This window comes from Enterovibrio sp. FF113 (assembly GCF_041439165.1).
GTDB lineage: Bacteria > Pseudomonadota > Gammaproteobacteria > Enterobacterales > Vibrionaceae > Enterovibrio > Enterovibrio norvegicus_A.
Genome location: NZ_JBGONO010000017.1, coordinates 12,458 through 33,122, shown reverse-complemented (window position 1 = coordinate 33,122; position 20,665 = coordinate 12,458). Strand labels below are relative to the sequence as shown.

The window sequence follows — 20,665 nt, the reverse complement described above, 5'->3', positions numbered from 1 at the left end:
ATACTCCTAATGGCTCGCGGCTGTGGCGCCCATCTCATTGACTTGTCGGAACGCATCAAACCTGTCCATCGAAAATGGGGCGATAAGATCTGGGACGTGTCCGCCAGATGCCACCAGTGCAGCCATTGTTTTGCCGCAAATGGGCGTTGCCTTGAAGCCCCATGTGCCCCAGCCTGCATCCAAATAGTAATTGTCAACGGGGCTGAGTCCCATGATTGGGCTGTAGTCGCTGGTCATGTCTGTGGTCCCTGCCCATTGGCGCAGTAATTTGAAATTGGCCATGAAAGGGAACATTTCGATTGCGCTGGCAATGAGGCTTTCTTTGAGATCAAGCGTCGAACGTGTGTTGTAGAGCGGGTAAGGGTCTGACCCACCACCAAAGACGATTTCTCCGCGACCGGTTTGCTGCACGTAACAATGAAGCGCAGACGAACTGACGAGCGGATCGAGGAAAGGTTTAACGGGGGTGGTGACCATGGCTTGCAACGGGTAACTGGTGAGTGGCATTCGAAATCCCGCCATGGCAGCAACAATCGAGCTATGGCCGGCCACCGCTTGCACTACCGCGCCACAGCCGACAGTGCCACGATTGGTCTCGACGGACACGACCTTTCCGTTCTCGATATTAACGTTGGTGACTTCCGTCAATTGATGGAGCTCTACGCCGCGCTGTGTTGCGCCTTTTGCGTAACCCCAAGCCACGGCGTCATGCCTTGCCGTTGCGCCATCCATATGCCAAAGGCCAGCGAGAATTGGCATGTCGGCAGGATTCATGTTGAGGGTAGGTACCAGTTCTCGTATTTGCTGCGGGTCAATCAGCTCTGTGCGCCCACCAAAATGTTTATTCACTTCGGTGCGTTGACGAAACGAGCGAACAGCGGCATCCGTATGCGCAAGCGTCAGCTGACCTCGCGAGGAATACATGATATTGAAATCAAATTCGTTCGATAAATTTTGGAATAATTTGACGGATTCGCTGTAAAACTTAACGCCCTCAGACGTTAAATAATTCGAACGAATAACCGCGGTATTTCGCGCCGTGTTGCCCCCGCCAAGGTACCCTTTTTCCAAAATCGCCACATTGGTGATGCCGTGGTATTTGGCAAGGTAATACGCCGTGGCCACACCGTGTCCACCGCCACCGATAATGACAACATCGTAATTGCGTTTGAGATCGCGAGGGATCGGCAAATCCATGTCGTTCTCAAAGGGATAGTCATTCGTCAGACCATATTTTAAAAGTGAAAAAGGCACAGTGCGTTCCCCGCGTTACAATAGTGAATCAATGCTTTTGCTTTGTTTAAAACAGCTTTTTTACTGACCGTTGCATACTTTAGAGAAGCTTTGCTTAGCCTCGTTTTTTGCCTCAGTTTTGCTTTGCCGCAACTAAGGTATTTTTGATTAAGCAGGCAATTGTCATGGGACCGACACCACCAGGCACTGGGGTTATTGCGCGACACTTACCTGCTACATTCTCGAAATTGACGTCACCGACCAGCTTTCGCTTACCGTCGATTTCAGTGGCGTTTATGCCCACATCAATCACAACCGCGCCGGGTTTCACCCAGTTATCATCCACTAGCTCTGCCACGCCAACCGCCGCCACTAAAATATCGGCCTGTCGGCAAAGTGCAGCGGCATCAATCGTTTTTGAGTGAACAATACTGACTGTGCAGTTGGCTTGAAGTAAAAGGTTCGCCATCGGTTTCCCGACGATATTGGATCGCCCAACAACAACGGCATGTTTGCCTGAGAGATCCCCCATTTCTCTTTTGAGGATTTCAAGGCAACCCAATGGTGTGCAAGGAATGAGCGTGGCTTGACCTGATGACAGTAGACCCACATTGACAGGGTGAAAACCATCCACATCTTTACTTGGTTTAATAAGATTAATAATGCGTTCTTCAGACAGATGCTCAGGCAAAGGCAGCTGAACCAAAATGCCATGAATGTCATCACGCTCATTCAGTTCGTTCACCACGTCTTCTAATTCTTGCTGAGTGCACGTTTCATCGAGGCGCGTGACCACTGAAAATAGCCCCGCTTTTTCAGCGCAGCGTATTTTGTTGCGAACATAAATGGTGCTGGCTGGATCTTCCCCCACCAAGACCACAGCAAGCCCAGGCTGTTGATGCCCTTGCGCCATTCTTACCTTCACTTCTTGCGCCATCTCTTCAATCAACAGATCGGACAGTTGCCGACCATCGATAATATTTACTGGCATCCTTACCTCTGTTAATTATTGAAATACGACGGTTTTATTTCCGTACATAAAGACTCTGTGCTCCAAATGAAGCCTGACTGCTTGCGCAAGGGCGATGGTTTCCGTGTCACGCCCAACGGCGACCAACCTTTCTGACGAATAAGTGTGACCGACGGGTTGCACACTCTGTTGAATAATAGGCCCTTCATCGAGATCTGATGTGACGTAGTGCGCAGTCGCACCAATGAGTTTCACGCCACGAGCATGGGCTTGGTGATAGGGCTTTGCGCCTTTGAAGCTCGGCAAAAATGAGTGATGAATATTGATCGCTTTGCCGTGCAATTTTTGACATAAATCATCGGAAAGAATCTGCATATAACGGGCTAAAACAACCAACTCCGTTTGTGTTTCTGCCATCACATCAAGGAGCGCAGCTTCCTGCTGAGGTTTGTTTTGCACGGTCATTGGCAGCCAAATAAAGCGGATGCCAGCGCGTTCAACCATGGGCCTCAAATCTTTGTGGTTGGACACCACGGCGGTAATGTCCATTGGCAGCTCGCCATTTTCATGGCGGTACAACAAATCTTTTAGGCAGTGATCGAACTTGCTCACCATGATCAATACGCGCATAGGTGCGCGGGAATCAAAGAATTGCCAATCCATATTGAAACGACTCACTTGCGCTTCAAAACCCGCTTTGATGGTGTCTAGGTCCACATCGGGAGACTCAATGCGACACACCGCTCGCATGAAGAAATTTTCATTCTCTTCGTCATCGAATTGGTGCAACTCAGAGATGTAGCAACTCAAGCCAGCCAGATAGGAAGTGACCGCTGCAAGAATCCCGCTTGATGCATCGCATGTTGCTTTGAGAATAAATTCCTTTGAATCTGGCATGTTCCTTCCTGTTGGTTGTAATTGATGCTTTTCACTTTAATAAGCGAAATCACAAAGAATTAACATTCAAGATGGACATGAACACAAAATAAACACATATTTTATTCACATATGAATTTTACATTTACAGATGAGTAAATCATGAGCAAGGCAGACTATCAGGTTCAATCGTTAGCAAGAGGGCTGGACATCATCGAAATGTATGACGCGGAGCATCGTATTCTCAGTACGAATGACTTTGCTGACCAGTTGGGTGTCAGCCAATCTTCTATTTATCGAATTGTGCAAACCTTACTCGATAAAAATTACCTTCGAAAAGTCGCACGAAATGCCTATGCCATTGGCCCACAAGTTGTTTCTCGCGGGTTCTCCTATCTTGCGGGGCAACATCTGGTGGATGTCGCCGCCCCGCACTTGCAGCGCTTAAGAGATGAAACCAGTATTTCGTGTCATTTAGCGGTAAGGGACGGACTCGAAACCTTATACATCTATCGCGCCCAAGCGTCTCAACGGCTATCGGTCAATATCCCACTAGGAACGAGGTTGCCGTGTCATACCAATGCGATGGGGAGAATTTTGCTGCAACAGCTAAGTGACATCGAACTTAGCGCGGTATACCAAACAATCCAGCTTGATATGTATGCCAAACCACACCCGCAAACGCTGCCAGAACTGAAGCATCTCATCGCTACTGAGCGAAAGCAGGGGTTTGCGTTTAATCGGTCAGACAATGCAACAGCCATCGCGGTACCCATCACGGATTATTTGGGCAACATCATTGCGGCCATTAATATATCGGGGGCGGAGCAAATCATGGATAAACAGCATCAATTTGAGGCCGCAAAAACCCGCCTGCTGAACACGGCCAAAGCGATTTCAAGCGAAGCGCCAACCTAGTCCAACAGGTATCAACAACGTCAAACCGCGCGTAGTGAAAAATTCAAATACAGGTTTCTATCCCCAATAAAGAAATGGGGTTGTTGAAGCCTGTCACTCATCGTTTCCGTTAAATACACGCCTACCTTCAAATACCACTCAGCTTGATGATTTGCTGGTTTGACTCAAGATCACCTTTCGTTACCAATATCTCCTTAATCTCCCACTCTTTTACGTCGCCTTTATTGCTTAGGAAGCCTGCACATGAAGCAGGAAATAACGGAAGGTCTCTAAAGGAAACGTCTCTTCCGCCTCATTAATATAATGGCGCTAATCCCTTGTTTTTATTAGCGCCAATCAATGGCACACATCTTGCGATTTATTCATGTCGATGCAAAAAACAAGGGTATCGACACAACCAAATCGACCTGATGGACAGGGAGCAAACCAATGAGTTCGTTAGACCCAATAACGATGGCAACGCAGCTGGCGACGTATGATGTTCAGCCTTTTCAGATCCGCTACCAAATGCAAGCCGACAAGTACCAAGGCCAAATCACTGCGCTTGGAAAAGTAGAAAGCGCCCTGCGTGATTTTCGCACCGCTGTGAACGAAATGAACGGCAGCAACAGCAGCGTCATTAAAAACACCGCGACGGTATCGCAAGACGGTTTCTTCACAGCCAATGCCAACGCCAATGCGCTTGCGGGTAGCTATCAGGTTTTTGTTGAACAGGTCGCGACAGCGCATCAGGCCTCTGCGGGTATGCCAGCAGACCTTGATGCCAACACGCAAATCCCAACCACGGGCACACTGTCGTTTACCGTTAACGGCGAGAAGATGGACATTGATTTGTCCAACGTCGACACGGACGGTGACGGCAAAGCCACCATGTCTGATTTGGTCAAATCCATCAATGGTGACAGCACTAACCCAGGCGTGAATGCCACGCTGGTGCGTTCCAATGGTCAAACCCATCTCATGCTTTCCAGCACAGAAACGGGTGAAGCAAACCGTGTTCAGGTCAGTGCATCTGGAACGGGGGCAGCCTGGTTTGAAGATGGCTTTACCAACCTCAATGAAATCACCGCGCCGAAAGATGCCGTGATTTGGCTCGGTGCGAAAGATTCCGGCCTAAAACTCACCAACAGTAGCAACACCTTTGAAGGCGTGATTGATGGCGTGGACATCACTGTCACCAAAGCGCAAGACGCTGGTGATGCGGCTATTGGCATGGATGTGGGTGCTGACAGCGAATCAACCAAAGAGCAAGTCACCAAGTTTATTGATGCCTACAATTCGCTGGTTGGCGCATTAGATGCGCACACCTCAATCGGTGGTGATGGCGTGTCTCGTGGTGTTCTTGCAAACGATCCGACACTTCGCTCAATCGAAAGCCAACTTTCGAGTATTTTGCGCGCAGATTTTGGCGGTATGAACCTAAGCGAAGCCGGTATTTCCATTGACCGTGAAGGCAAGATGAAACTGGATGCCGACAAATTTGCTGAGGCACAAAAAAGCAATGGTGCTGCTCTGGAGCAAATGTTTAACGGCGAGGGCAATCTGCTCGATTCAATCGACGGCATGATGGAACCCTACCTCAAGTTTTCGTCTGGTTTGCTCACTAGCCGCAAAGACTCCTTACAACAGAACATTGAACGCATTGACGACAAGCAAACGCAGCTTGAGCGCAAATATGAAATGTCATACGACCGCTACCTCAAACAATTTACTCAAATGAATCAAATCATGGCTCAGATGAACCAAACCATGTCGATGTTTGGTTAGGAGATATTTTTATGCTTATGGACTCAGGCTACGACTCGTATCAGCAAGTGGATTTGGATGCTCAGGCCGCGGCGGCATCCCCTCACCAATTGGTGGTCATGCTCATTGATGGCCTTCTTGATGAAGTAGAACGTGCACGCGGACACATCGAGGCTGGTCGATTGGCGCAAAAAGGCGCAAGCATCAGCAAATCCATGAATATTCTGATTGGCTTAGACAGTGCCTTAGACGAAAAAAATGGCGGTGAAATCGCAGAGAATCTCCATCAGCTTTATGACTTTTGTCAGATGGAACTGTATCAAGCAAGCCTGCATAACGACGTCGAAAAACTCTCCAATGTTGCCGGCGTAATGAGCAACATTCGTGAAGGATGGGTGAGTTTTGGTCAACAGGCTTAACGTAACCCCGACGTTGCTGAATCAACTGGCACAGCGTATTCAACAAGCGACGGCATCCCGTGACTGGCAGACGCTGAAAGCGGTCGATCTTAAAGTGAGAGAACTGTTGCTACGCCACCCTGAATGCCTGAAAAGCGCAGCCTGTGCTGCCGCGATTTCTCAGCTTAAAGCCACACATCAGGTCGCGCTGCTCGCCCTTGGCGAGTCGCTCACCGAAATGGAAACCGAGTTGGATGTGATGCAAGCACAAAATGAGCGTGCAATGGCGTATCAACTCGCAATGACGATGGAGTACTGATGATGATTTCGACGTCATTGACGCAGACAAGCGCTGCGAAAGCACCTTCGAACAACGGTGCAATTTCCAGCGAATCCGGCGGCACGATTCAACCTGCGGTTGGGTTTGGTGATAAGCCTGAAAATGCACAGCCGTTTCAGCTGGGTTCGCTGAATGAAGGTTCGCGTCAACTAAACCAAATTGAACAGGACTTGCCTTCTGACGCGACGACGCTGCCTTTTGCCACGCTAAACGCCAGCACTGACACGCCACAAACACAGCAAGCAGGATTCACGCTACCCACGCTGTCGGTCAGCAATGCCAATGCACAGGGCAATGTCCAAACTCATGCTCAGACCGTGTCGTTTTCAGCAATAAACAGGATGGATGGAAATCACACTACCAAGCAAGACGCTGCCGTAAACATGGCGTCTTTGCTGACTCACGGACAGCTTACTCAAGGGACAGCCACCCGCGATATCACTCGCCCCTCTCTGTTGACGTCCAGTTCGCTTGAATCCTCTCAGCTAAACATCTCTCAACTTAACACGTCTCAACTGCTGCAAGTCGCATTAAACGGTATTTCAACGGGCGCAGGCCCAGCGACTCAACCGCCCGCGCAACTCCCCGCTGCCGCAGCGCTAACTGCGTCACACGGTCCGGAATGGGCTGCCGTGCGCGTCGATACCAGCGCAGGAAAATGGGGTGAGCAAATGATGCAAGTGCTGCAAGACAGAGTGACATTGCAAGCACAGCAAAACGTGCAAGAAGCCCGCATTCGTCTCGACCCACCTGATCTTGGCAAGCTGGATTTACTGGTACGCGTTGAAGGCGATCGCTTAAGTGTGCAAATCAATGCCAATTCCGCGGCGACCCGTGAAGCCTTGATGCAAGTGTCTGAGCGCCTACGCGCCGAGCTTCAAGACCAAAACTTCCTGCATGTCGATGTGAATGTAGGCTCGGATCACGCAGGGAAAGAGCGGCACACGAAGCAAGATAATGATGACTTCTCTGTGTTTGCCGCCCGTGATTTTCACGATGACGCGACGCCATCATCGTCTCACGCCGACCACTGGCTGAGCACACAAGCCTGATAAACCCACGAGGAAAAACAATGAACAAAAAACAACTACTCGTCTTCTCTGGCGCCATGATCATCACCAGCGCGTTAGTGTCTGCGGGCGTCACCTTGGGTGGGCTTTGGTACATGCAGAACGCGCAAAAGATATCGGCAGCAGAAACCCCATCATTCGAGGGCTTCTCCCTGCCATTTTTGTTTGAACAAGAAACCATAAAAAATGGCCCGAGCTTTCACGCGCTTGAGAAAATCGTCTTGTCCGTCAAGGGTAATCGTCAAACCCATTTTGTGATGCTGGAACTCGCGGTTGAAACCCGTCATCCCGAACGCATCGAAGCCATTGATGAATACATGCCGATGGTACAAAACGCCTTACTCAAATTGTTCGCCAACAAGCACTACGACGATCTGCAAAAAGACGGCGCGGTTGAAACCTTGCAGGAAGAAGTCAAACAAACCCTACTGCTGGCCTTTGCGAAAACCGACATTGTCCGCGACATCGATGACGTATTGCTGACCAAATATGTGGTGCAATAAGGAGTGGCTTCATGTTGGACATGAATTTCCAAGACGGTTACGTCGATACGGAAGTGAGCACAGCTCCCTCCCAGCCTATCGATGAAAACCGCTTATTGGCGCAACATCAAATCTTAGTCAAACGCGTCGTCAATCAACTGCGGGTACATGCTAATCAACATTGCAGCATCGAAGATATGCAGCAGATCGGTTTGATTGGCTTGCTAGAAGCAGGACGCCGCTATGGCAATGTCGACGACCCTCAATTTCCGGCCTTTGCCGTTTGCCGTATTCGCGGCTCCATTCTCGATGAACTGCGCAGACTGGATTGGCGCTCACGCAAAACTCGCCAACAAGCCCATGAGCTTAACGATATCACCCGTGATTTAACCCGTGCCCTTGGCCGACAACCCACAGATACGGAAATCATCAAAGCACTCGGTACTGACGAGCGCGACTACCACACGCGGTTAAGTGCAACGCTTGCAGGGGAAATGCAGAGCCTCGATCAACTGCTTGAAAACGGCGCTGAAAGTCAGTTCGACGGGCACTACGACGGAACAATCCACGAGCAAATGCGTATGAGCCTTGAAACCGCGCTCAGTCAGCTTTCCAAACGCGACCAGCTGTTACTGACGCTGTTTTATCAACACGATTTAAACCTGCATGAAATCGCGCTTGTGTTGGATCTGACACCACCACGCATCTGTCAGCTTCATAAACAGGCGCTCAAACAACTCAATCACTATTTGTCATCCTAGGAGTCTCAGATGCAAAAATTACTCGGCGCCATCATTATTTTGGTGGGTGTATTTGGCGGCTACATGATGGCAGGTGGCAAGCTTAGCGCAATATGGCAGCCCGCGGAATTTCTGATCATCATCGGTGCAGCAGTCGGTTCCTTGATCGTCGGTAACCCACCTCAAGTGCTCAAAGAAATGCGCTTGCAGTTCATGCGCGTACTGCGTCGTCCGCGTAACGAAAAAGAACACTACATGGAGCTGATGGCACTATTGCAGATGCTTCTCGAAACCGTGCGCAGCGGCGGCTTTAAATCCCTCGACAAACACATTGAAAACCCTGCCGAAAGCACACTTTTTGCGCGTTACCCACTGGTTGCGAAAGATTATCGCCTTGTTTCCTTCATTACTGACAATTTGCGTTTAATGGCAATGGGTCAAATGTCGCCTCATGAATTAGAGGGATTACTCGAACAAGAAATCGATGCCATTGAAACCGATTTGCTTTTGCCTTCGCGTTCATTGCAACGCACAGCAGAAGCCTTGCCGGGATTCGGTATTTTGGCGGCAGTTGGCGGCATCATCATTACCATGAGTGCCATTGACGGTTCCATCGCCATGATTGGCTATCACGTTGCGGCTGCCCTCGTCGGAACATTTTTGGGGATCTTCGGTTGTTATTGCTTCTTAGATCCCGCCAGTAACGCCATGGCTCAGCGCGTAAAACGCGAGATGACCGCTTATGAATGTGTACGTGCCACCTTGGTGGCTTACGTCGCTAAAAAGCCAACACTGCTCGCGATTGACGCCGGCCGCAAACATATTCAGCTAGACATCAAACCCACCTTTAACCAAATGGAGAAGTGGCTGGCTGAACAGGAGGGATAATGCAAAGACAAGAACACGTGGTATTCAAGCGAGCAAAAAATAAATCGCATGAAGAATCCCATGGCGGTGCATGGAAGGTGGCGTTTGCCGACTTCATGATTGCACTGATGGCACTGTTCCTCGTGCTCTGGGTTATGCAGGTGGCAGATAAAGAAGAGCGCAAAGCCATTATGGCGAATCTGCATTCCGCCAGCGTGTTCGACAAAAGCTTTGGTAATCCCTTCGATTCTTCACAAAGCCTTTCCCCAATTGATTTGGCATCAGATTCTTCGGTGCCAAGTCAACACAACGCCAACCAGACCGTGAGTTCTTTCTTTCAAGGCGACGGCGATGGCCCTGAAACGGATTCCTTGATCCGCGGCACGTTCGACACTCAAGAACGCTTGTTGGCGCTGGCTCAGGTGGTTGAAGAAATGGCGCGTCAGGTGAAAGCATCAGGCAATGTGAATGTGACCGTCACACCACAAGGGCTAAGGATTGTGTTGCAAGATGATTTCAGACAACACATGTTCAGCCGAGGCGGAGCGGATCTCACACCGTTTTTTGAAGATCTTTTGCTGGCTCTATCCCCGGTTTTTGACCGCGTTGAAAACCCACTGATCATCAGCGGTCATACGGACGCGACTCGTTTTCGCAGTGGTTTTGGAACCACGTCTAACTGGGAACTCTCCGCCAACCGCGCAAATCAGGCACGCAAAACTTTGGTGGCAGGCGGAATGCCCGACACTCGCGTGTGGCAAGTAACAGGCATGTCAGATCGCGCCTTACTTAATCATGACGATCCTGAATCGTCTGAAAATAGGCGTATTGAGCTTTTCATCCTCACCACGCCTGCGGCTGAAGTGTTGGAAACCTTGTTCGGTAGCCAAACAGGTAACGAGTTGGAGCAAGCGCGCGAGAAAGCCAGATTTAACCAACCGGTTATCCGCCATGACATGATCAACTACTCGGTTGATGATGAAAACGAAGACACGTCGCTCCACGATTTGTAACCGTTTAATGTCGGGAGACGAGTCTGGTCTTTTCTGTTTATCTAGACCACGTCCCGACATTTTTTTTCTACCTTGATTGCCGATATTTACCCAATACGTTAATTCGATCATTTTCCGCTTTACTGCATTGATGAGCCCACTATGCATACTCACGCTGACGCGCCACACAAAGACCCTCTGAAAAAAGCCTTACTTTGGCTGGTTGTGCTTGATTACGTGCTGTTGACGCTGTTTTTGTTTCTGCTACCCAATTTAACGCTCAATGGCGGCACTTTGATCAGTACGCTTTTGATGCTCTACAACTTATTGCTTTCGGTGCTTTGCTTTCAGCGAACCTCACATCAAGATGGCTACATCATCTACCCCACCTTGTCGGCGACTTTGCTGGCATTTGTCTGCTTTTTGTATTTCTTCTTTCTCATCTAAACACGCTGTTTTCAGCTCTATTTCGTTCACCACCATCGCTATTTTGTTCGTTATCTCAATAGTTTGACCTATCCCAACCTGCATTGCTGTTACGCTCAAAGTCACATCAATCACTGCAAGGGAAACGCGATGAAGAAAATGTTACTTGTTGCCACCATGGCGCTGTCTGCGTTCGCGCAAGCAGATCAGTTGGAAGACATTGAGAAAGCGGGTGTCATTCGCGTCGGAACCACGGGCGACTATAAGCCTTTTTCGTTCTTTGATGGCACCAACTATTCCGGGTATGACATCGATGTGGCACAACATGTCGCTGATCAGTTAGGGGTAAAACTCGAAATTGTTCCCACCACGTGGAAAGGGCTGGTCAGCAATCTACAAGAAGATAAATACGATATTGCGATGGGCGGCATCACGCGCCGAATGTCTCGCCAACTGTCGGCAGAACAAACGCAGGGATACATGATATTCGGCAAGTGCTTCCTCGTTGCAAAAGGAAACGTCGATAAGTTCGATACCTTGGAAGAGGTGAATAAGCCTTCAGTGCGCGTCGGCGTGAACATTGGCGGAACCAACGAAAAATTCGCCGAGAAGCATCTACCCAACGCGACGTTTGCTAAGTTCGAGAACAACCTCGATGTACCAAAAGCCGTTGCTGGCGGTGATATTGATGTGATGGTGACAGAAACGCCGGAAGGTATTTTCTATGAAGTGACGGATGATCGCCTCGAGGCTTCTCGCTGCGATGAACCTTTCACTCGCAGCCAGTTTGGCTACCTCATTCCTGAAGGCGAGCAACGCTTGCTCAATACTGTCAATTTCATCATGGATGAGATGGTGCTCAAGGGTGTGCAAAACGAACTGATGCAGAAAAACAACCTGAAATAGACACAACAGCGGCGCTCGTGTTGCTGCGAATTGGCAGGCGACACAGCGTCTGTGCTTGTTTGGGGGTTTTCTTTCTAGTGTGATGCGCTGACAACAATCACCTGTCTACCTTGAAACTCTCGACGTTATAAACACACACTGAAGTACGCATTCTTTTTCTGCGGCCGCACATTTAGTTCGGTGTTGCCGTTTTTCGGAATAGTTAAGGGGTCGATATGCTACGCTTCTTCACCATCGAATCAGGGGTGATCATTGAGATTCACGCCTATGACTATGAAGACATCAACCACCTTATCGCCAAAGCGTCATGGATTGATGCACACGACCCTTCCGATCACGAACGTGACGTGGTCAGTTCGCTATTGAAGATTGAATTGCCTGAATCTGATGATGTGGAAGAAATTGAGTCCTCAGCTCGCTTTTTCGTCGACAGACGCGGCCTACATGTTCACTCATTGTTTTTGGCGAAAAGTGAAGGCAAGTACAACACGGTTTCTGTCGCCAGCATTTTGCAAAGCCAACGCTTGATCACGATTCGTGATGGAGACATTGCAGACTTCCGCCTACTGCGACTCCGCGCACGTCGTGGTCAGGTTCACTGCAAAGACATCGAAACCCTGTTGCTGACTATCTTGGAACAGAAAGTTGAAAACCACGCTGACATGCTGGAGGACCTTCATCGCGAGTTGGAGAAGATCAGTCACGCCGTACTGGAAGACGATGATTCAGATCTGGAAGAATGCATTAGCAAATTGGCCAGACAGGAAGACAGTAACGGTAAAGTGCGGTTATGTTTAATGGATACCCAACGCGCCATTTCCTTTTTACTGCGTCATTTACAGTCTCGTGGCGAACATCGTGAAGATTTGAATGAAATCGTGCGAGACATCGATGCCCTGCTCTCTCACACCACCTTTTTGTTCGACAAGATCAACTTCTTGATGGACTCGACGCAAGGCTTTATCAACATTGAACAAAACCAGATCATCAAGATCTTCTCAATCGCCGCCGTCGTCTTCCTCCCTCCTACTGTAATCGCAAGTATCTACGGCATGAACTTCGAAAACATGCCCTTACTCTCCTGGCACTACGGCTATCCCTTCGCGCTCGGGTTGATGGTTGCGTCAGGTTTCGCGCCACTGTTTTATTTCAAGAAGAAGGGTTGGTTGTAATACTCGTTATTTCAACAACGCCACCACACTATGTCGTTTCACGTTAGCTTGGGCATTCAGTGCTTCAAAAGTCTTGGTAAACTGACCTGACGATGCGTGAAGCTGGGCGAGTTTTTGGTTCACATCGTCGATTTTTATCGCAGGTTCTTGTTGGCGTAGGGCGTTCATTTGGGTGGAGAGTTCGTTGTGAAAGGAACGCACGTCTTCCAGGCCCGCGTGGACCTGTCTAATATGCTGATTCACACGCGCGATGGTCTTTTTGATGCCGTCACGACCACTTAAATCAAAGCTCAGTTCTGCGATGCCTTCTGGATCAGGTTTCAATGTAAGCGTATTCGGTTGCCCCGCCGGAAAACGATAGCCCTGCCCTGTCACCATGACTTTTTGTTGCATCTGGCTGTAGGCCGATTCTTGCGCTTCAAACAAGATGGTTCCGTCGTTGGCCAGTGACGCTCGCATGCCCATTGGGATCAGGCTGCGATCCAATATTTTGATGGTTTTGTTGCCGTCTGACACCCCATCAAATGGGATCATCACAGATTGACCTTGCGGAAAATCGAGACGAATTTGTTCTGCGCGCTCGCTGAGGCGGTTCACATTCAGCCCTGGGATTGAAAAGCGGCGAATGTCCGCGCTATCAAGCTTCACGCGCAGTTCATTGTCCACTACGCGTTTGCCGTCAAAACGGGCTTGCTGGAGCGTATTTTCGATACTCTTTTTGCTTTGCGCGAGCGTGTCTTTCAGGGTTGGTGTATTTTGCACGCCGTGTGTCATGGCCTGTGTCAGACCGCTTTTCATCTTGCTGAGTTCTTTGCCCACCTGTTGCAACGATTTAGATGCAATCTGCACCGACGTGGCATGCTGTTGGCCTTGCGCCAAGCGCATTGTAGAAACGGAATAGGCTGACGTAGTGTCAGCCTTGGTGTTTGGATATTGCTGGGGTTGAATACTGCCTTGGTCTGGCGAGCGTGACGGGGTGATGGATGCCTGCTCATGGCCGGTTAGCCGTATACCATGAGGTCTCACCTCTACCGTACTCATTGCCATAAATCGTTTTCCTAGCGTTAGATGCGGTCAAACAAGTTGAGATCGTTGATCTTCACATAGCTTGCTTGTGTGGCTTGAAGTGCTGCCATGTAGTTACTCAGGCGTACCGAGGCTTCGCCGTAATCCAGCGCAGAAATGTCACTGTTCACCTTATCAACGAAGAGCTTATTTTCGCCGTGAGTGCTGTCCATCAAATCAAGGTTATTCAGACGACCACCTATCTCGGTCATTGCGCCTAAGACGTTACCAGACGTTGCATCAATGGTGCTGATGGTCGCTTCAACCTGATTTCTGAAATCTGCGGTTGGGTTTTTGAACTCTTCAATCAGGGAATCAATTTGATTTAATACATTGGTGCCGCCCACATCCATGATGTCTTTGGCGGTCATGTTTGATTCCATGGTGACACCTTTGGCGACCGTGACGACGCGTTTGTCGCTGTTACCTTCCACCACATAATCGCCCGTGGCAGTGGAAATGGCGGCTGTATCCGTCTGTGTGCCCGAGAACAGGTAGTGGCCTTCCTCGTCCTGTGCGTTAAACGACGATGCCACGGAATCACGTAGGCTCTCCAATTCGGTGATCATGCCTGCGCGATCTTCGTCAGTCAGCGTACCATTCGCGCCCCAAAGCACCAGATCACGCATGCTTTTCATGCTTTCATTCACCGAATCCAAATACACTTCCTGACTGGAAAGCGTGGTTTTCACGTTGGCGATATTGGTCTGATACTGAGAAATCGCCGCACCTTCACGTTCAAGGTTCAGCAGTTTGATTGAGGCCATTGGATCGTCGGACAATTTTGTAAGGCGGTCTGACGTTGCCATTTGTTGAAGTACAGTGCCTAGCCCTGCATTGTTCATTTGCAGGCTCTGAAGCATCATTTGACTGAATTGGGTATCACTGACTCTCATACTCTTCTCCTAAACCTAAACCGTTAGAACAACTGCAAGACTGAATTGAACAGCTCGTTGGCGGTGCTGATCACTTTCATGTTGGCGTTATGGGCATTGGCGAACGTCATCACGTTGCCCGCTTCTTCATCGCTACTGACTGCGCTGAGGTTGTTGCGTTGTGCCAGTGCTTGCTGGTTCATGTCTAATTTGGCTTCATAATCCGAATGTGCCTGACGTGCTTTTATCGCGGTTTCACCCACCATGGCGGTGAATGCATCGTTCAAGGACACATTGCCAAATCCCGTCACATCAACAGGCTTATTGCTGATTTCAATCAAGCGCTTCAACACATCACTGTTACCCGGCGTGCCGTCGCTAGACAGCGCCAATTCACTCGAGGTGATATCGGTGATCGTGAGACTCGCGGCAGGATTAGACGGGTCGTAACTAAATAGCGGTGTCCCTGCATCGCCATTTAAATCCGTGCCAGTTGCTAGCACAGTATTGAATTCATCAGCCAATGCGCGTGCCATGTCGTTGATGGCAACTTGATTGGGTTTAAGTACCTCGGTTTGGTAATCATTGAGTGCGCCGAGCTGGCCACCTACTGAGCCACTGATAGCAAAGCTCTGCTTACCAAATTCAACCTGCAAACTGGCCATGTAGCTGTCATTCGGATCGGGGATCGCTTTTAGCTGACCTGCGTCGCCGCCCATCACCAAAGGTTGGCCTGATGCTAATGTCACTTGAACCGTGCCATCTCCTTGTTCGGTGGTTTTCACTTCCATGACGGTAGAAAGCTCACCAATCAGCAGATCTCGGGTATCCAGTAACTGCGCGGAATGACCGCCCGCACCTTTCATTTCCATGATTTGCTGATTAACCGCAGCAATATTACCGAGCAAGCTGTTGGCATGCGAAACCGCGGCGGTGCGCTGGTCACTCATGTCTTTGTGTTGATGATGCAGGGCATCGTTGAGTGCATTGAAGCGTCGAGATAAGGCTTCAGCTTCGTTGATGATTTGCTGACGCAAGGGCTGAGATTCTGGTTTGGTGGTAGCGTCATTCAGTGCCGCGAACATCGAATCCAAGCCCGTCGACAGACTAAAGCCATCTGCACCTAACGTGTTCTCCAGATGCCCCATGCTCGTGGTGTAACCTGCTGCATAAGACGCGGAGCTGTTGGTTGACCAAAGCTGTTTGACCAAAAATCCGTCTGTGACACGGCGAATGCTGGTGACTTCCACGCCCATGCCCGCACTTAGCGAATCTTGTTTAGCACCGCCGATTGATGCGGTCAGTGCTTGCTGACGGCTATATCCCGGTGTGTTGATGTTAGCCACGTTTTGCGCCGTCACTTCCAACGCCACTCGGTTGGCATTCAGACCCGTCATCGCGATATTAATGAGGTTCATCTACAGCTCCATTTTTCTTATTAGCGGCTGTGAAAACGCGGTGGTTGTGCCCACGTCGTTGCGCTGTTGGTTAACTGAGGCGACGTTTACATCGGCATTGTTAAGGCTGTTACAGCGATTAAAATTGGGCGCAATGTGAGCTTGTGATCTTGCTTCCGCCTTGATGACACAAAACTCGTCGTTGGCGGCCAAATTGTGTGTTTCTTTCATGCCGCCGCTATTAATGCCGCTCTTTGATAACGCTATCACGTTGGCATCTGCCTTCGTCTTAGCGGCTCGTTGTTCAACACTGCCTTGCAACGAAACACCATTGGCTTGCATGGCCGCAGGGCCAAGCTGTTTGACTAACATGTCCGCGATACCGGCACTTTGTTTTCTCGACATTTCAATCGCGAGCTGACCGTCGTACATATCGCGAAACACGCCGTATTGCTGGCTCGAAAATGGGCTGTCTTCGTCTGCCAATACATCGCTACTGCTGCGCATCTGGCGTAACACCAGTTGCAAGAACATAGCTTCAAACTGCCCTGCCACTTCTTTTAGTGCCCCTTGCTGATCGGCACTGTGTTTGATTTTCGCCAAGGCACTGTTGTCGTGATAAAGCATTGAGCTCATTCGCGTCTGATCGTGCAACCCTTCTACTTTCATTATCGGCTCCTTAAATCACGACCAGTTCAGCACTGAGCGCACCCGCTTCGTGCAATGCTTGCAGAATGGACATCAGATCAGTCGGGGTCGCGCCGAGACTGTTCACAGCACCCACGATAGTATTGAGATCCGTGCCTGGCGGCCAAATCACCATTTGCGCCTGATCTTCATTGATATCAATTTCAGAGTTATCGACCGTGACCGTTTCGCCATCGGCAAAGGCATTGGGCTGGCTTACCTGTTGGGTTTCTGAAATGGTCACCGTCAGGTTGCCGTGACTCACCGCCGCTTCGCCAACTTTCACGTTTTGACCGATCACCACTGTGCCCGTGCGAGAGTTGAATACCACGCGTGCGGGCTTGCGACCTTGTGCCACGCTCATTTCCTCTAGCATGGACAGCATGATCACGCGCTGCTGCGTGTCTTTGGGCGCACGCATTTCCACGCGTGCATTGTTGATGGCCATCGCCACATCTGGACCAAACGTGGTGTTGATTTCTCGAGCGATATTTTTAGCCGTGGTGAAGCTTGCTTTGCGCAGGTTCAACGTCACTTTTTCGCGTTCGTTAAAATCAGACGGTATTTCACGTTCCATGGTGGCACCGTTTGGAATACGGCCAGTGGTTGGGGTATTAACCGTGGTTTTCGAACCGCTGCGCCCTTCTGCTGTCACGCCTCCCACCACCACGTTGCCTTGTGCCACGGCGTACACCTCGCCATCAACGCCACGCAATGGCGTGAGAAGCAAGGTGCCACCACGAAGGCTTTTGGCATCGCCAATTGAGGAGACGACAATGTTGATCGCCTGACCTGAGCCTACATTTGGGTCGACGACGGCAGTGACACTCACTGAGGCCACATTGCGCAGTTTCGGATCGGTATTGGCATCAATTTGCACACCAAACTGGCGCAGCATGTTAGTAATGGATTGAGACGTGAATTTGACCTGGTTACGGTCACCCTGCCCGTCTAAGCCCACCACTAAGCCATAACCAACCAATTGGTTTTGACGAATGCCCTGAATATCGACCAAATCCATGATCGGGGTTTTGATTTCCGTTTTTCCACCTTCTGTATTGCCGTTTTGAGCAAACTTAACATCTTGAGCAAAGGTCATTGCCGAGATGCCCAGAGACAAAAACAGTAGCAGAGACGAAAATATCGTATTGCGTTGATTCATTAGAACGGCACCCATGGCGAGTTGAAGAATTGCGTCATCCAGCCAGAAGCATTGCTATCAGCCAATGCACCACGTCCCGCATAGGTAATGCGAGCATCACCGATTCGCAGGGAGGAAATCTGATTGCTGCGGTTGATATCATCCACACGAACAATGCCCGTCAGGCGAATAAACTCGTCGCCTTGATTTAAGCGCAGCCACTTTTCGCCATTAATGCGAAGTACACCGTTGGGCATGACCTCATGCACCGTCACCGTGATCGCTCCTTGCAATTTATTGCCTTGGGAACTCGATGCACTGCCATCAAAGTTTCGGTCTGCATCAATATTCACCGCTGCACCATCGAGGGTATTGGAGCCAAAGATAGGCGCAGCAAAACCCACACCCGCGCTTTTTCCAAAGCTGGTATCGGCTTTTTTGCGCGACTCGGTTTCTTCCGACAGCAAGACAGTCAAGATGTCGCCGACGCGATAAGCGCGGCGATCCTGAAACAGCGTCATGCTGTATTGATGACGATAAAGGCTGCCGTCTTTCGCTTCGGGTAACGAGTAATCCAATACTGGCGGGGCATACTCTTCCGCATCCGGTTTTGGTGGCGTGAATTCCTGACGGCCTGCACAACCTGTCAGCAATATCATCACCAGCAACCCACTCATAGAAAGCCATTTCATTGCGCTATCCTTCATCATCACCACTCTTTCTGTTTCACCGTTCGCGCGCTTTTCTTTTATTGACGCGATTGCTAATGCGCTTGTTAACGTAATAGCTAGTGAGACTACTGTCCTAACTGACTAAATCGACTGCGCAACAAACTTGAGCATGTCGTCTGCGGCCGACACCACTTTGGCGTTCATCTCATATGCACGTTGCGTCGTGATCATGTCGACCATCTCTTCCACCACTTGCACGTTTGAACCTTCCAGTGCGCCTTGCTTGATGCTGCCCGCGCCGTCTTCACCCGCGATCAGTTCTTCCGCTAAACCACTGGCTTCGGTTTCACGAAACAAGTTGCCGCCGACTGCTTCTAGACCGGCTGGGTTAATGAATTTGGCCAACGTGATTTGACCGATATTTTGTGGCGCAGGATCGCCCGCGGTGGTCACTGACACGTTGCCATCGACACCGACGGATACAGATACCGCGTTATCTGGGATCTGTACTTGTGGTTCTAATGGCAAACCCTGACTGTTCACCATCAAACCTTCAGAATTAACGTGAAACTGGCCGTTTCGGGAATACGTGATCTGGCCGTCTGAGTTTTCAATCTGGAAAAAACCTTGACCCATCACAGCCAAATCCAGTTCCTGACTGGTGTTTTGTGTGTTGCCTTGGGTGAAGACTTTTTGCGTCCCCACCACGCGCACACCGCTGCCCAACTGCACACCTGTCGGCAGTTGGTTAATGTCGTCCACTTGCGCGCCGGGCTGACGTTGAATGCTGTAGAACAGATCTTCAAACACCACGCGATCACGCTTAAAGCCGACCGTATTGACGTTTGCCAAGTTGTTAGAAATGGCAGTCATCTTGGTGTCCTGCGCCGCCATCCCCGTTTTACTTACCCATAATGATGAGTGCATTGCTTTCTCTCCTATCGCGGCGTGAGTTAACGCGCCGCCATTAATTTGTTGCCAGCCTGCGCCAATGTTTCTGCGGTTTTCATCATGCGTATTTGCATCTCGAAGTTACGCGTCAGCGACATAACCCCAACCAGTTCATCAATGGCAGACACGTTACTGCCTTCAATGTGTTCAGATGCCACTTGCACCCTTGGGTCGACATCAAACGGCGCACCATCAATGCTGTGCAACAAGCTATCGCTTTCTTTTTGAATCTGTCTGATATCAGGGTTGACCAGTTTCAGTGCGCCCACTTGAATTTCCGCACCGCCACCCGGCGGCACGACTGAGACCAAACCGCGCTCACTGATCTGAACTTTCTGATAATCCGGCAATACCAATGCGCCGCCACCCGCATCCAGCACCGGAAAACCGTTAACGCTCAATGCGCCAAAGTTATCGACCTTAATGTTGCCCGCGCGGGTATAGGCTTCGTTACCTGCTGGCGTTTGCACCGCCATAAAGCCATCACCCATGATCGCCACGTCGAGCGAACGTCCGGTTTTGGTTACATCTCCAGAATCAAAGCGCGTCATGGCGGAGTTAGTGACCGCCAAGGTGCGACCATCAAATCCCGCGCCTTTCACTTCGACACTTTGCATACGCTCCATGTCAGCGCGAAAGCCTGCGGTATCGGCATTCGACAAGTTGTTAGAGCGAACCTGCTGGGCTTTCAACACACGGCTTGCGCCTGAGGTTGCGGTAAATAGCAAACTATCCATGCTGC

General features: G+C 50.0%; 23 protein-coding genes. 12 read left to right on the top strand and 11 right to left on the bottom strand.

Features of this window, described 5'->3' with window-relative positions:
• Nucleotides 1–6 precede the first annotated feature (6 nt).
• The 3 genes from ACED36_RS14475 to purU form a co-directional block, all read right to left on the bottom strand.
• Nucleotides 7–1,254, bottom strand: a complete 1,248-nt coding sequence (locus ACED36_RS14475; protein ID WP_017005824.1) for an FAD-dependent oxidoreductase — start codon at nucleotides 1,252–1,254, stop codon at nucleotides 7–9.
• A 112-nt stretch (nucleotides 1,255–1,366) separates the two neighbouring features.
• Nucleotides 1,367–2,224, bottom strand: a complete 858-nt coding sequence (folD, locus tag ACED36_RS14470; protein ID WP_016959256.1) for a bifunctional methylenetetrahydrofolate dehydrogenase/methenyltetrahydrofolate cyclohydrolase FolD — start codon at nucleotides 2,222–2,224, stop codon at nucleotides 1,367–1,369.
• Between the two features lie 15 nt (nucleotides 2,225–2,239).
• A complete protein-coding gene (purU, locus tag ACED36_RS14465) occupies nucleotides 2,240–3,100 on the bottom strand; it encodes a formyltetrahydrofolate deformylase (protein WP_016959257.1) in 861 nt (286 codons plus the stop codon).
• Between the two features lie 141 nt (nucleotides 3,101–3,241).
• Here purU and ACED36_RS14460 point away from each other — a divergent pair, with 141 nt between their 5' ends.
• The 12 genes from ACED36_RS14460 (at nucleotide 3,242) to corA (ending at nucleotide 13,136) form a co-directional block, all read left to right on the top strand.
• Nucleotides 3,242–3,997, top strand: a complete 756-nt coding sequence (locus ACED36_RS14460; protein ID WP_016959258.1) for an IclR family transcriptional regulator — start codon at nucleotides 3,242–3,244, stop codon at nucleotides 3,995–3,997.
• Between the two features lie 429 nt (nucleotides 3,998–4,426).
• A complete protein-coding gene (gene fliD, locus ACED36_RS14455) occupies nucleotides 4,427–5,764 on the top strand; it encodes a flagellar filament capping protein FliD (protein ID WP_016959259.1) in 1,338 nt (445 codons plus the stop codon).
• 11 nt (nucleotides 5,765–5,775) lie between these two features.
• Nucleotides 5,776–6,162 carry a flagellar export chaperone FliS gene (fliS, locus tag ACED36_RS14450; RefSeq protein ID WP_017004941.1) on the top strand — a complete coding sequence of 129 codons (387 nt, stop codon included), beginning with the start codon at nucleotides 5,776–5,778 and terminating at the stop codon, nucleotides 6,160–6,162.
• The gene (locus tag ACED36_RS14445; RefSeq protein ID WP_371733455.1) at nucleotides 6,146–6,460 is read left to right on the top strand and encodes a hypothetical protein; all 315 of its coding nucleotides are present in this window, start codon (nucleotides 6,146–6,148) and stop codon (nucleotides 6,458–6,460) included. Before fliS ends, ACED36_RS14445 begins: the two co-directional genes overlap by 17 nt.
• Nucleotides 6,460–7,533, top strand: a complete 1,074-nt coding sequence (locus ACED36_RS14440) for a flagellar hook-length control protein FliK (protein ID WP_371733454.1) — start codon at nucleotides 6,460–6,462, stop codon at nucleotides 7,531–7,533. The genes ACED36_RS14445 and ACED36_RS14440 overlap by 1 nt, the downstream gene beginning before the upstream one ends.
• 20 nt (nucleotides 7,534–7,553) lie before the next feature.
• Entirely contained in the window at nucleotides 7,554–8,054 is a 501-nt protein-coding gene (fliL, locus tag ACED36_RS14435; RefSeq protein WP_017007277.1) for a flagellar basal body-associated protein FliL, read from the top strand.
• 11 nt (nucleotides 8,055–8,065) lie between these two features.
• The gene (locus ACED36_RS14430; RefSeq protein ID WP_016959264.1) at nucleotides 8,066–8,794 is read left to right on the top strand and encodes a FliA/WhiG family RNA polymerase sigma factor; all 729 of its coding nucleotides are present in this window, start codon (nucleotides 8,066–8,068) and stop codon (nucleotides 8,792–8,794) included.
• 9 nt (nucleotides 8,795–8,803) lie between these two features.
• Nucleotides 8,804–9,661, top strand: coding sequence for a flagellar motor stator protein MotA (gene motA, locus ACED36_RS14425; RefSeq protein WP_371733453.1), 858 nt, complete (start codon nucleotides 8,804–8,806; stop codon nucleotides 9,659–9,661).
• The gene (locus ACED36_RS14420; RefSeq protein ID WP_371733452.1) at nucleotides 9,661–10,653 is read left to right on the top strand and encodes a flagellar motor protein MotB; all 993 of its coding nucleotides are present in this window, start codon (nucleotides 9,661–9,663) and stop codon (nucleotides 10,651–10,653) included. Before motA ends, ACED36_RS14420 begins: the two co-directional genes overlap by 1 nt.
• 141 nt (nucleotides 10,654–10,794) lie before the next feature.
• Entirely contained in the window at nucleotides 10,795–11,079 is a 285-nt protein-coding gene (locus tag ACED36_RS14415; RefSeq protein ID WP_016959267.1) for a hypothetical protein, read from the top strand.
• 129 nt (nucleotides 11,080–11,208) lie between these two features.
• A complete protein-coding gene (locus ACED36_RS14410) occupies nucleotides 11,209–11,964 on the top strand; it encodes a transporter substrate-binding domain-containing protein (protein WP_016959268.1) in 756 nt (251 codons plus the stop codon).
• A gap of 215 nt (nucleotides 11,965–12,179) precedes the next feature.
• Complete coding sequence (gene corA / locus ACED36_RS14405) at nucleotides 12,180–13,136, top strand: magnesium/cobalt transporter CorA (RefSeq protein ID WP_016959269.1); 957 nt, start codon at nucleotides 12,180–12,182, stop codon at nucleotides 13,134–13,136.
• A gap of 6 nt (nucleotides 13,137–13,142) precedes the next feature.
• Here corA and ACED36_RS14400 read toward each other — a convergent pair whose 3' ends face one another.
• The 8 genes from ACED36_RS14400 to flgF all read right to left on the bottom strand — a co-directional run bounded on the left by ACED36_RS14400 (nucleotide 13,143) and on the right by flgF (nucleotide 20,660).
• Nucleotides 13,143–14,183, bottom strand: a complete 1,041-nt coding sequence (locus tag ACED36_RS14400) for a flagellin (protein WP_371733451.1) — start codon at nucleotides 14,181–14,183, stop codon at nucleotides 13,143–13,145.
• Between the two features lie 17 nt (nucleotides 14,184–14,200).
• Nucleotides 14,201–15,097 (bottom strand): flagellar hook-associated protein FlgL, encoded by an 897-nt coding sequence (gene flgL, locus ACED36_RS14395; protein WP_017004948.1) that lies wholly within the window; start codon nucleotides 15,095–15,097, stop codon nucleotides 14,201–14,203.
• Nucleotides 15,098–15,120: 23 nt separating this feature from the next.
• Nucleotides 15,121–16,494, bottom strand: coding sequence for a flagellar hook-associated protein FlgK (gene flgK / locus ACED36_RS14390; protein ID WP_371733450.1), 1,374 nt, complete (start codon nucleotides 16,492–16,494; stop codon nucleotides 15,121–15,123).
• Complete coding sequence (locus ACED36_RS14385; protein WP_016959273.1) at nucleotides 16,495–17,142, bottom strand: rod-binding protein; 648 nt, start codon at nucleotides 17,140–17,142, stop codon at nucleotides 16,495–16,497.
• A gap of 10 nt (nucleotides 17,143–17,152) precedes the next feature.
• Nucleotides 17,153–18,322, bottom strand: coding sequence for a flagellar basal body P-ring protein FlgI (locus ACED36_RS14380; RefSeq protein ID WP_016959274.1), 1,170 nt, complete (start codon nucleotides 18,320–18,322; stop codon nucleotides 17,153–17,155).
• Nucleotides 18,322–18,993, bottom strand: a complete 672-nt coding sequence (gene flgH, locus ACED36_RS14375) for a flagellar basal body L-ring protein FlgH (protein ID WP_017004951.1) — start codon at nucleotides 18,991–18,993, stop codon at nucleotides 18,322–18,324. Before flgH ends, ACED36_RS14380 begins: the two co-directional genes overlap by 1 nt.
• Nucleotides 18,994–19,113: 120 nt before the next feature.
• Complete coding sequence (flgG, locus tag ACED36_RS14370; RefSeq protein ID WP_016959276.1) at nucleotides 19,114–19,899, bottom strand: flagellar basal-body rod protein FlgG; 786 nt, start codon at nucleotides 19,897–19,899, stop codon at nucleotides 19,114–19,116.
• Nucleotides 19,900–19,925: 26 nt separating this feature from the next.
• Entirely contained in the window at nucleotides 19,926–20,660 is a 735-nt protein-coding gene (flgF, locus tag ACED36_RS14365; protein ID WP_017006383.1) for a flagellar basal-body rod protein FlgF, read from the bottom strand.
• Nucleotides 20,661–20,665 lie beyond the last annotated feature (5 nt).

Excerpts from the sequence above, each read along its gene's own strand:
- folD (WP_016959256.1), bottom strand. The coding sequence starts at position 2,224 with ATGCCAGTAAATATTATCGATGGTCGGCAACTGTCCGATCTGTTGATT.
- purU (WP_016959257.1), bottom strand. The coding sequence starts at position 3,100 with ATGCCAGATTCAAAGGAATTTATTCTCAAAGCAACATGCGATGCATCA.
- ACED36_RS14460 (WP_016959258.1), top strand. The coding sequence starts at position 3,242 with ATGAGCAAGGCAGACTATCAGGTTCAATCGTTAGCAAGAGGGCTGGAC.
- fliD (WP_016959259.1), top strand. The coding sequence starts at position 4,427 with ATGAGTTCGTTAGACCCAATAACGATGGCAACGCAGCTGGCGACGTAT.
- fliS (WP_017004941.1), top strand. The coding sequence starts at position 5,776 with ATGCTTATGGACTCAGGCTACGACTCGTATCAGCAAGTGGATTTGGAT.
- ACED36_RS14440 (WP_371733454.1), top strand. The coding sequence starts at position 6,460 with ATGATGATTTCGACGTCATTGACGCAGACAAGCGCTGCGAAAGCACCT.
- fliL (WP_017007277.1), top strand. The coding sequence starts at position 7,554 with ATGAACAAAAAACAACTACTCGTCTTCTCTGGCGCCATGATCATCACC.
- ACED36_RS14430 (WP_016959264.1), top strand. The coding sequence starts at position 8,066 with ATGTTGGACATGAATTTCCAAGACGGTTACGTCGATACGGAAGTGAGC.
- motA (WP_371733453.1), top strand. The coding sequence starts at position 8,804 with ATGCAAAAATTACTCGGCGCCATCATTATTTTGGTGGGTGTATTTGGC.
- ACED36_RS14420 (WP_371733452.1), top strand. The coding sequence starts at position 9,661 with ATGCAAAGACAAGAACACGTGGTATTCAAGCGAGCAAAAAATAAATCG.
- ACED36_RS14415 (WP_016959267.1), top strand. The coding sequence starts at position 10,795 with ATGCATACTCACGCTGACGCGCCACACAAAGACCCTCTGAAAAAAGCC.
- ACED36_RS14410 (WP_016959268.1), top strand. The coding sequence starts at position 11,209 with ATGAAGAAAATGTTACTTGTTGCCACCATGGCGCTGTCTGCGTTCGCG.
- corA (WP_016959269.1), top strand. The coding sequence starts at position 12,180 with ATGCTACGCTTCTTCACCATCGAATCAGGGGTGATCATTGAGATTCAC.
- ACED36_RS14400 (WP_371733451.1), bottom strand. The coding sequence starts at position 14,183 with ATGGCAATGAGTACGGTAGAGGTGAGACCTCATGGTATACGGCTAACC.
- flgL (WP_017004948.1), bottom strand. The coding sequence starts at position 15,097 with ATGAGAGTCAGTGATACCCAATTCAGTCAAATGATGCTTCAGAGCCTG.
- flgK (WP_371733450.1), bottom strand. The coding sequence starts at position 16,494 with ATGAACCTCATTAATATCGCGATGACGGGTCTGAATGCCAACCGAGTG.
- ACED36_RS14385 (WP_016959273.1), bottom strand. The coding sequence starts at position 17,142 with ATGAAAGTAGAAGGGTTGCACGATCAGACGCGAATGAGCTCAATGCTT.
- ACED36_RS14380 (WP_016959274.1), bottom strand. The coding sequence starts at position 18,322 with ATGAATCAACGCAATACGATATTTTCGTCTCTGCTACTGTTTTTGTCT.
- flgH (WP_017004951.1), bottom strand. The coding sequence starts at position 18,993 with ATGAAATGGCTTTCTATGAGTGGGTTGCTGGTGATGATATTGCTGACA.
- flgG (WP_016959276.1), bottom strand. The coding sequence starts at position 19,899 with ATGCACTCATCATTATGGGTAAGTAAAACGGGGATGGCGGCGCAGGAC.
- flgF (WP_017006383.1), bottom strand. The coding sequence starts at position 20,660 with ATGGATAGTTTGCTATTTACCGCAACCTCAGGCGCAAGCCGTGTGTTG.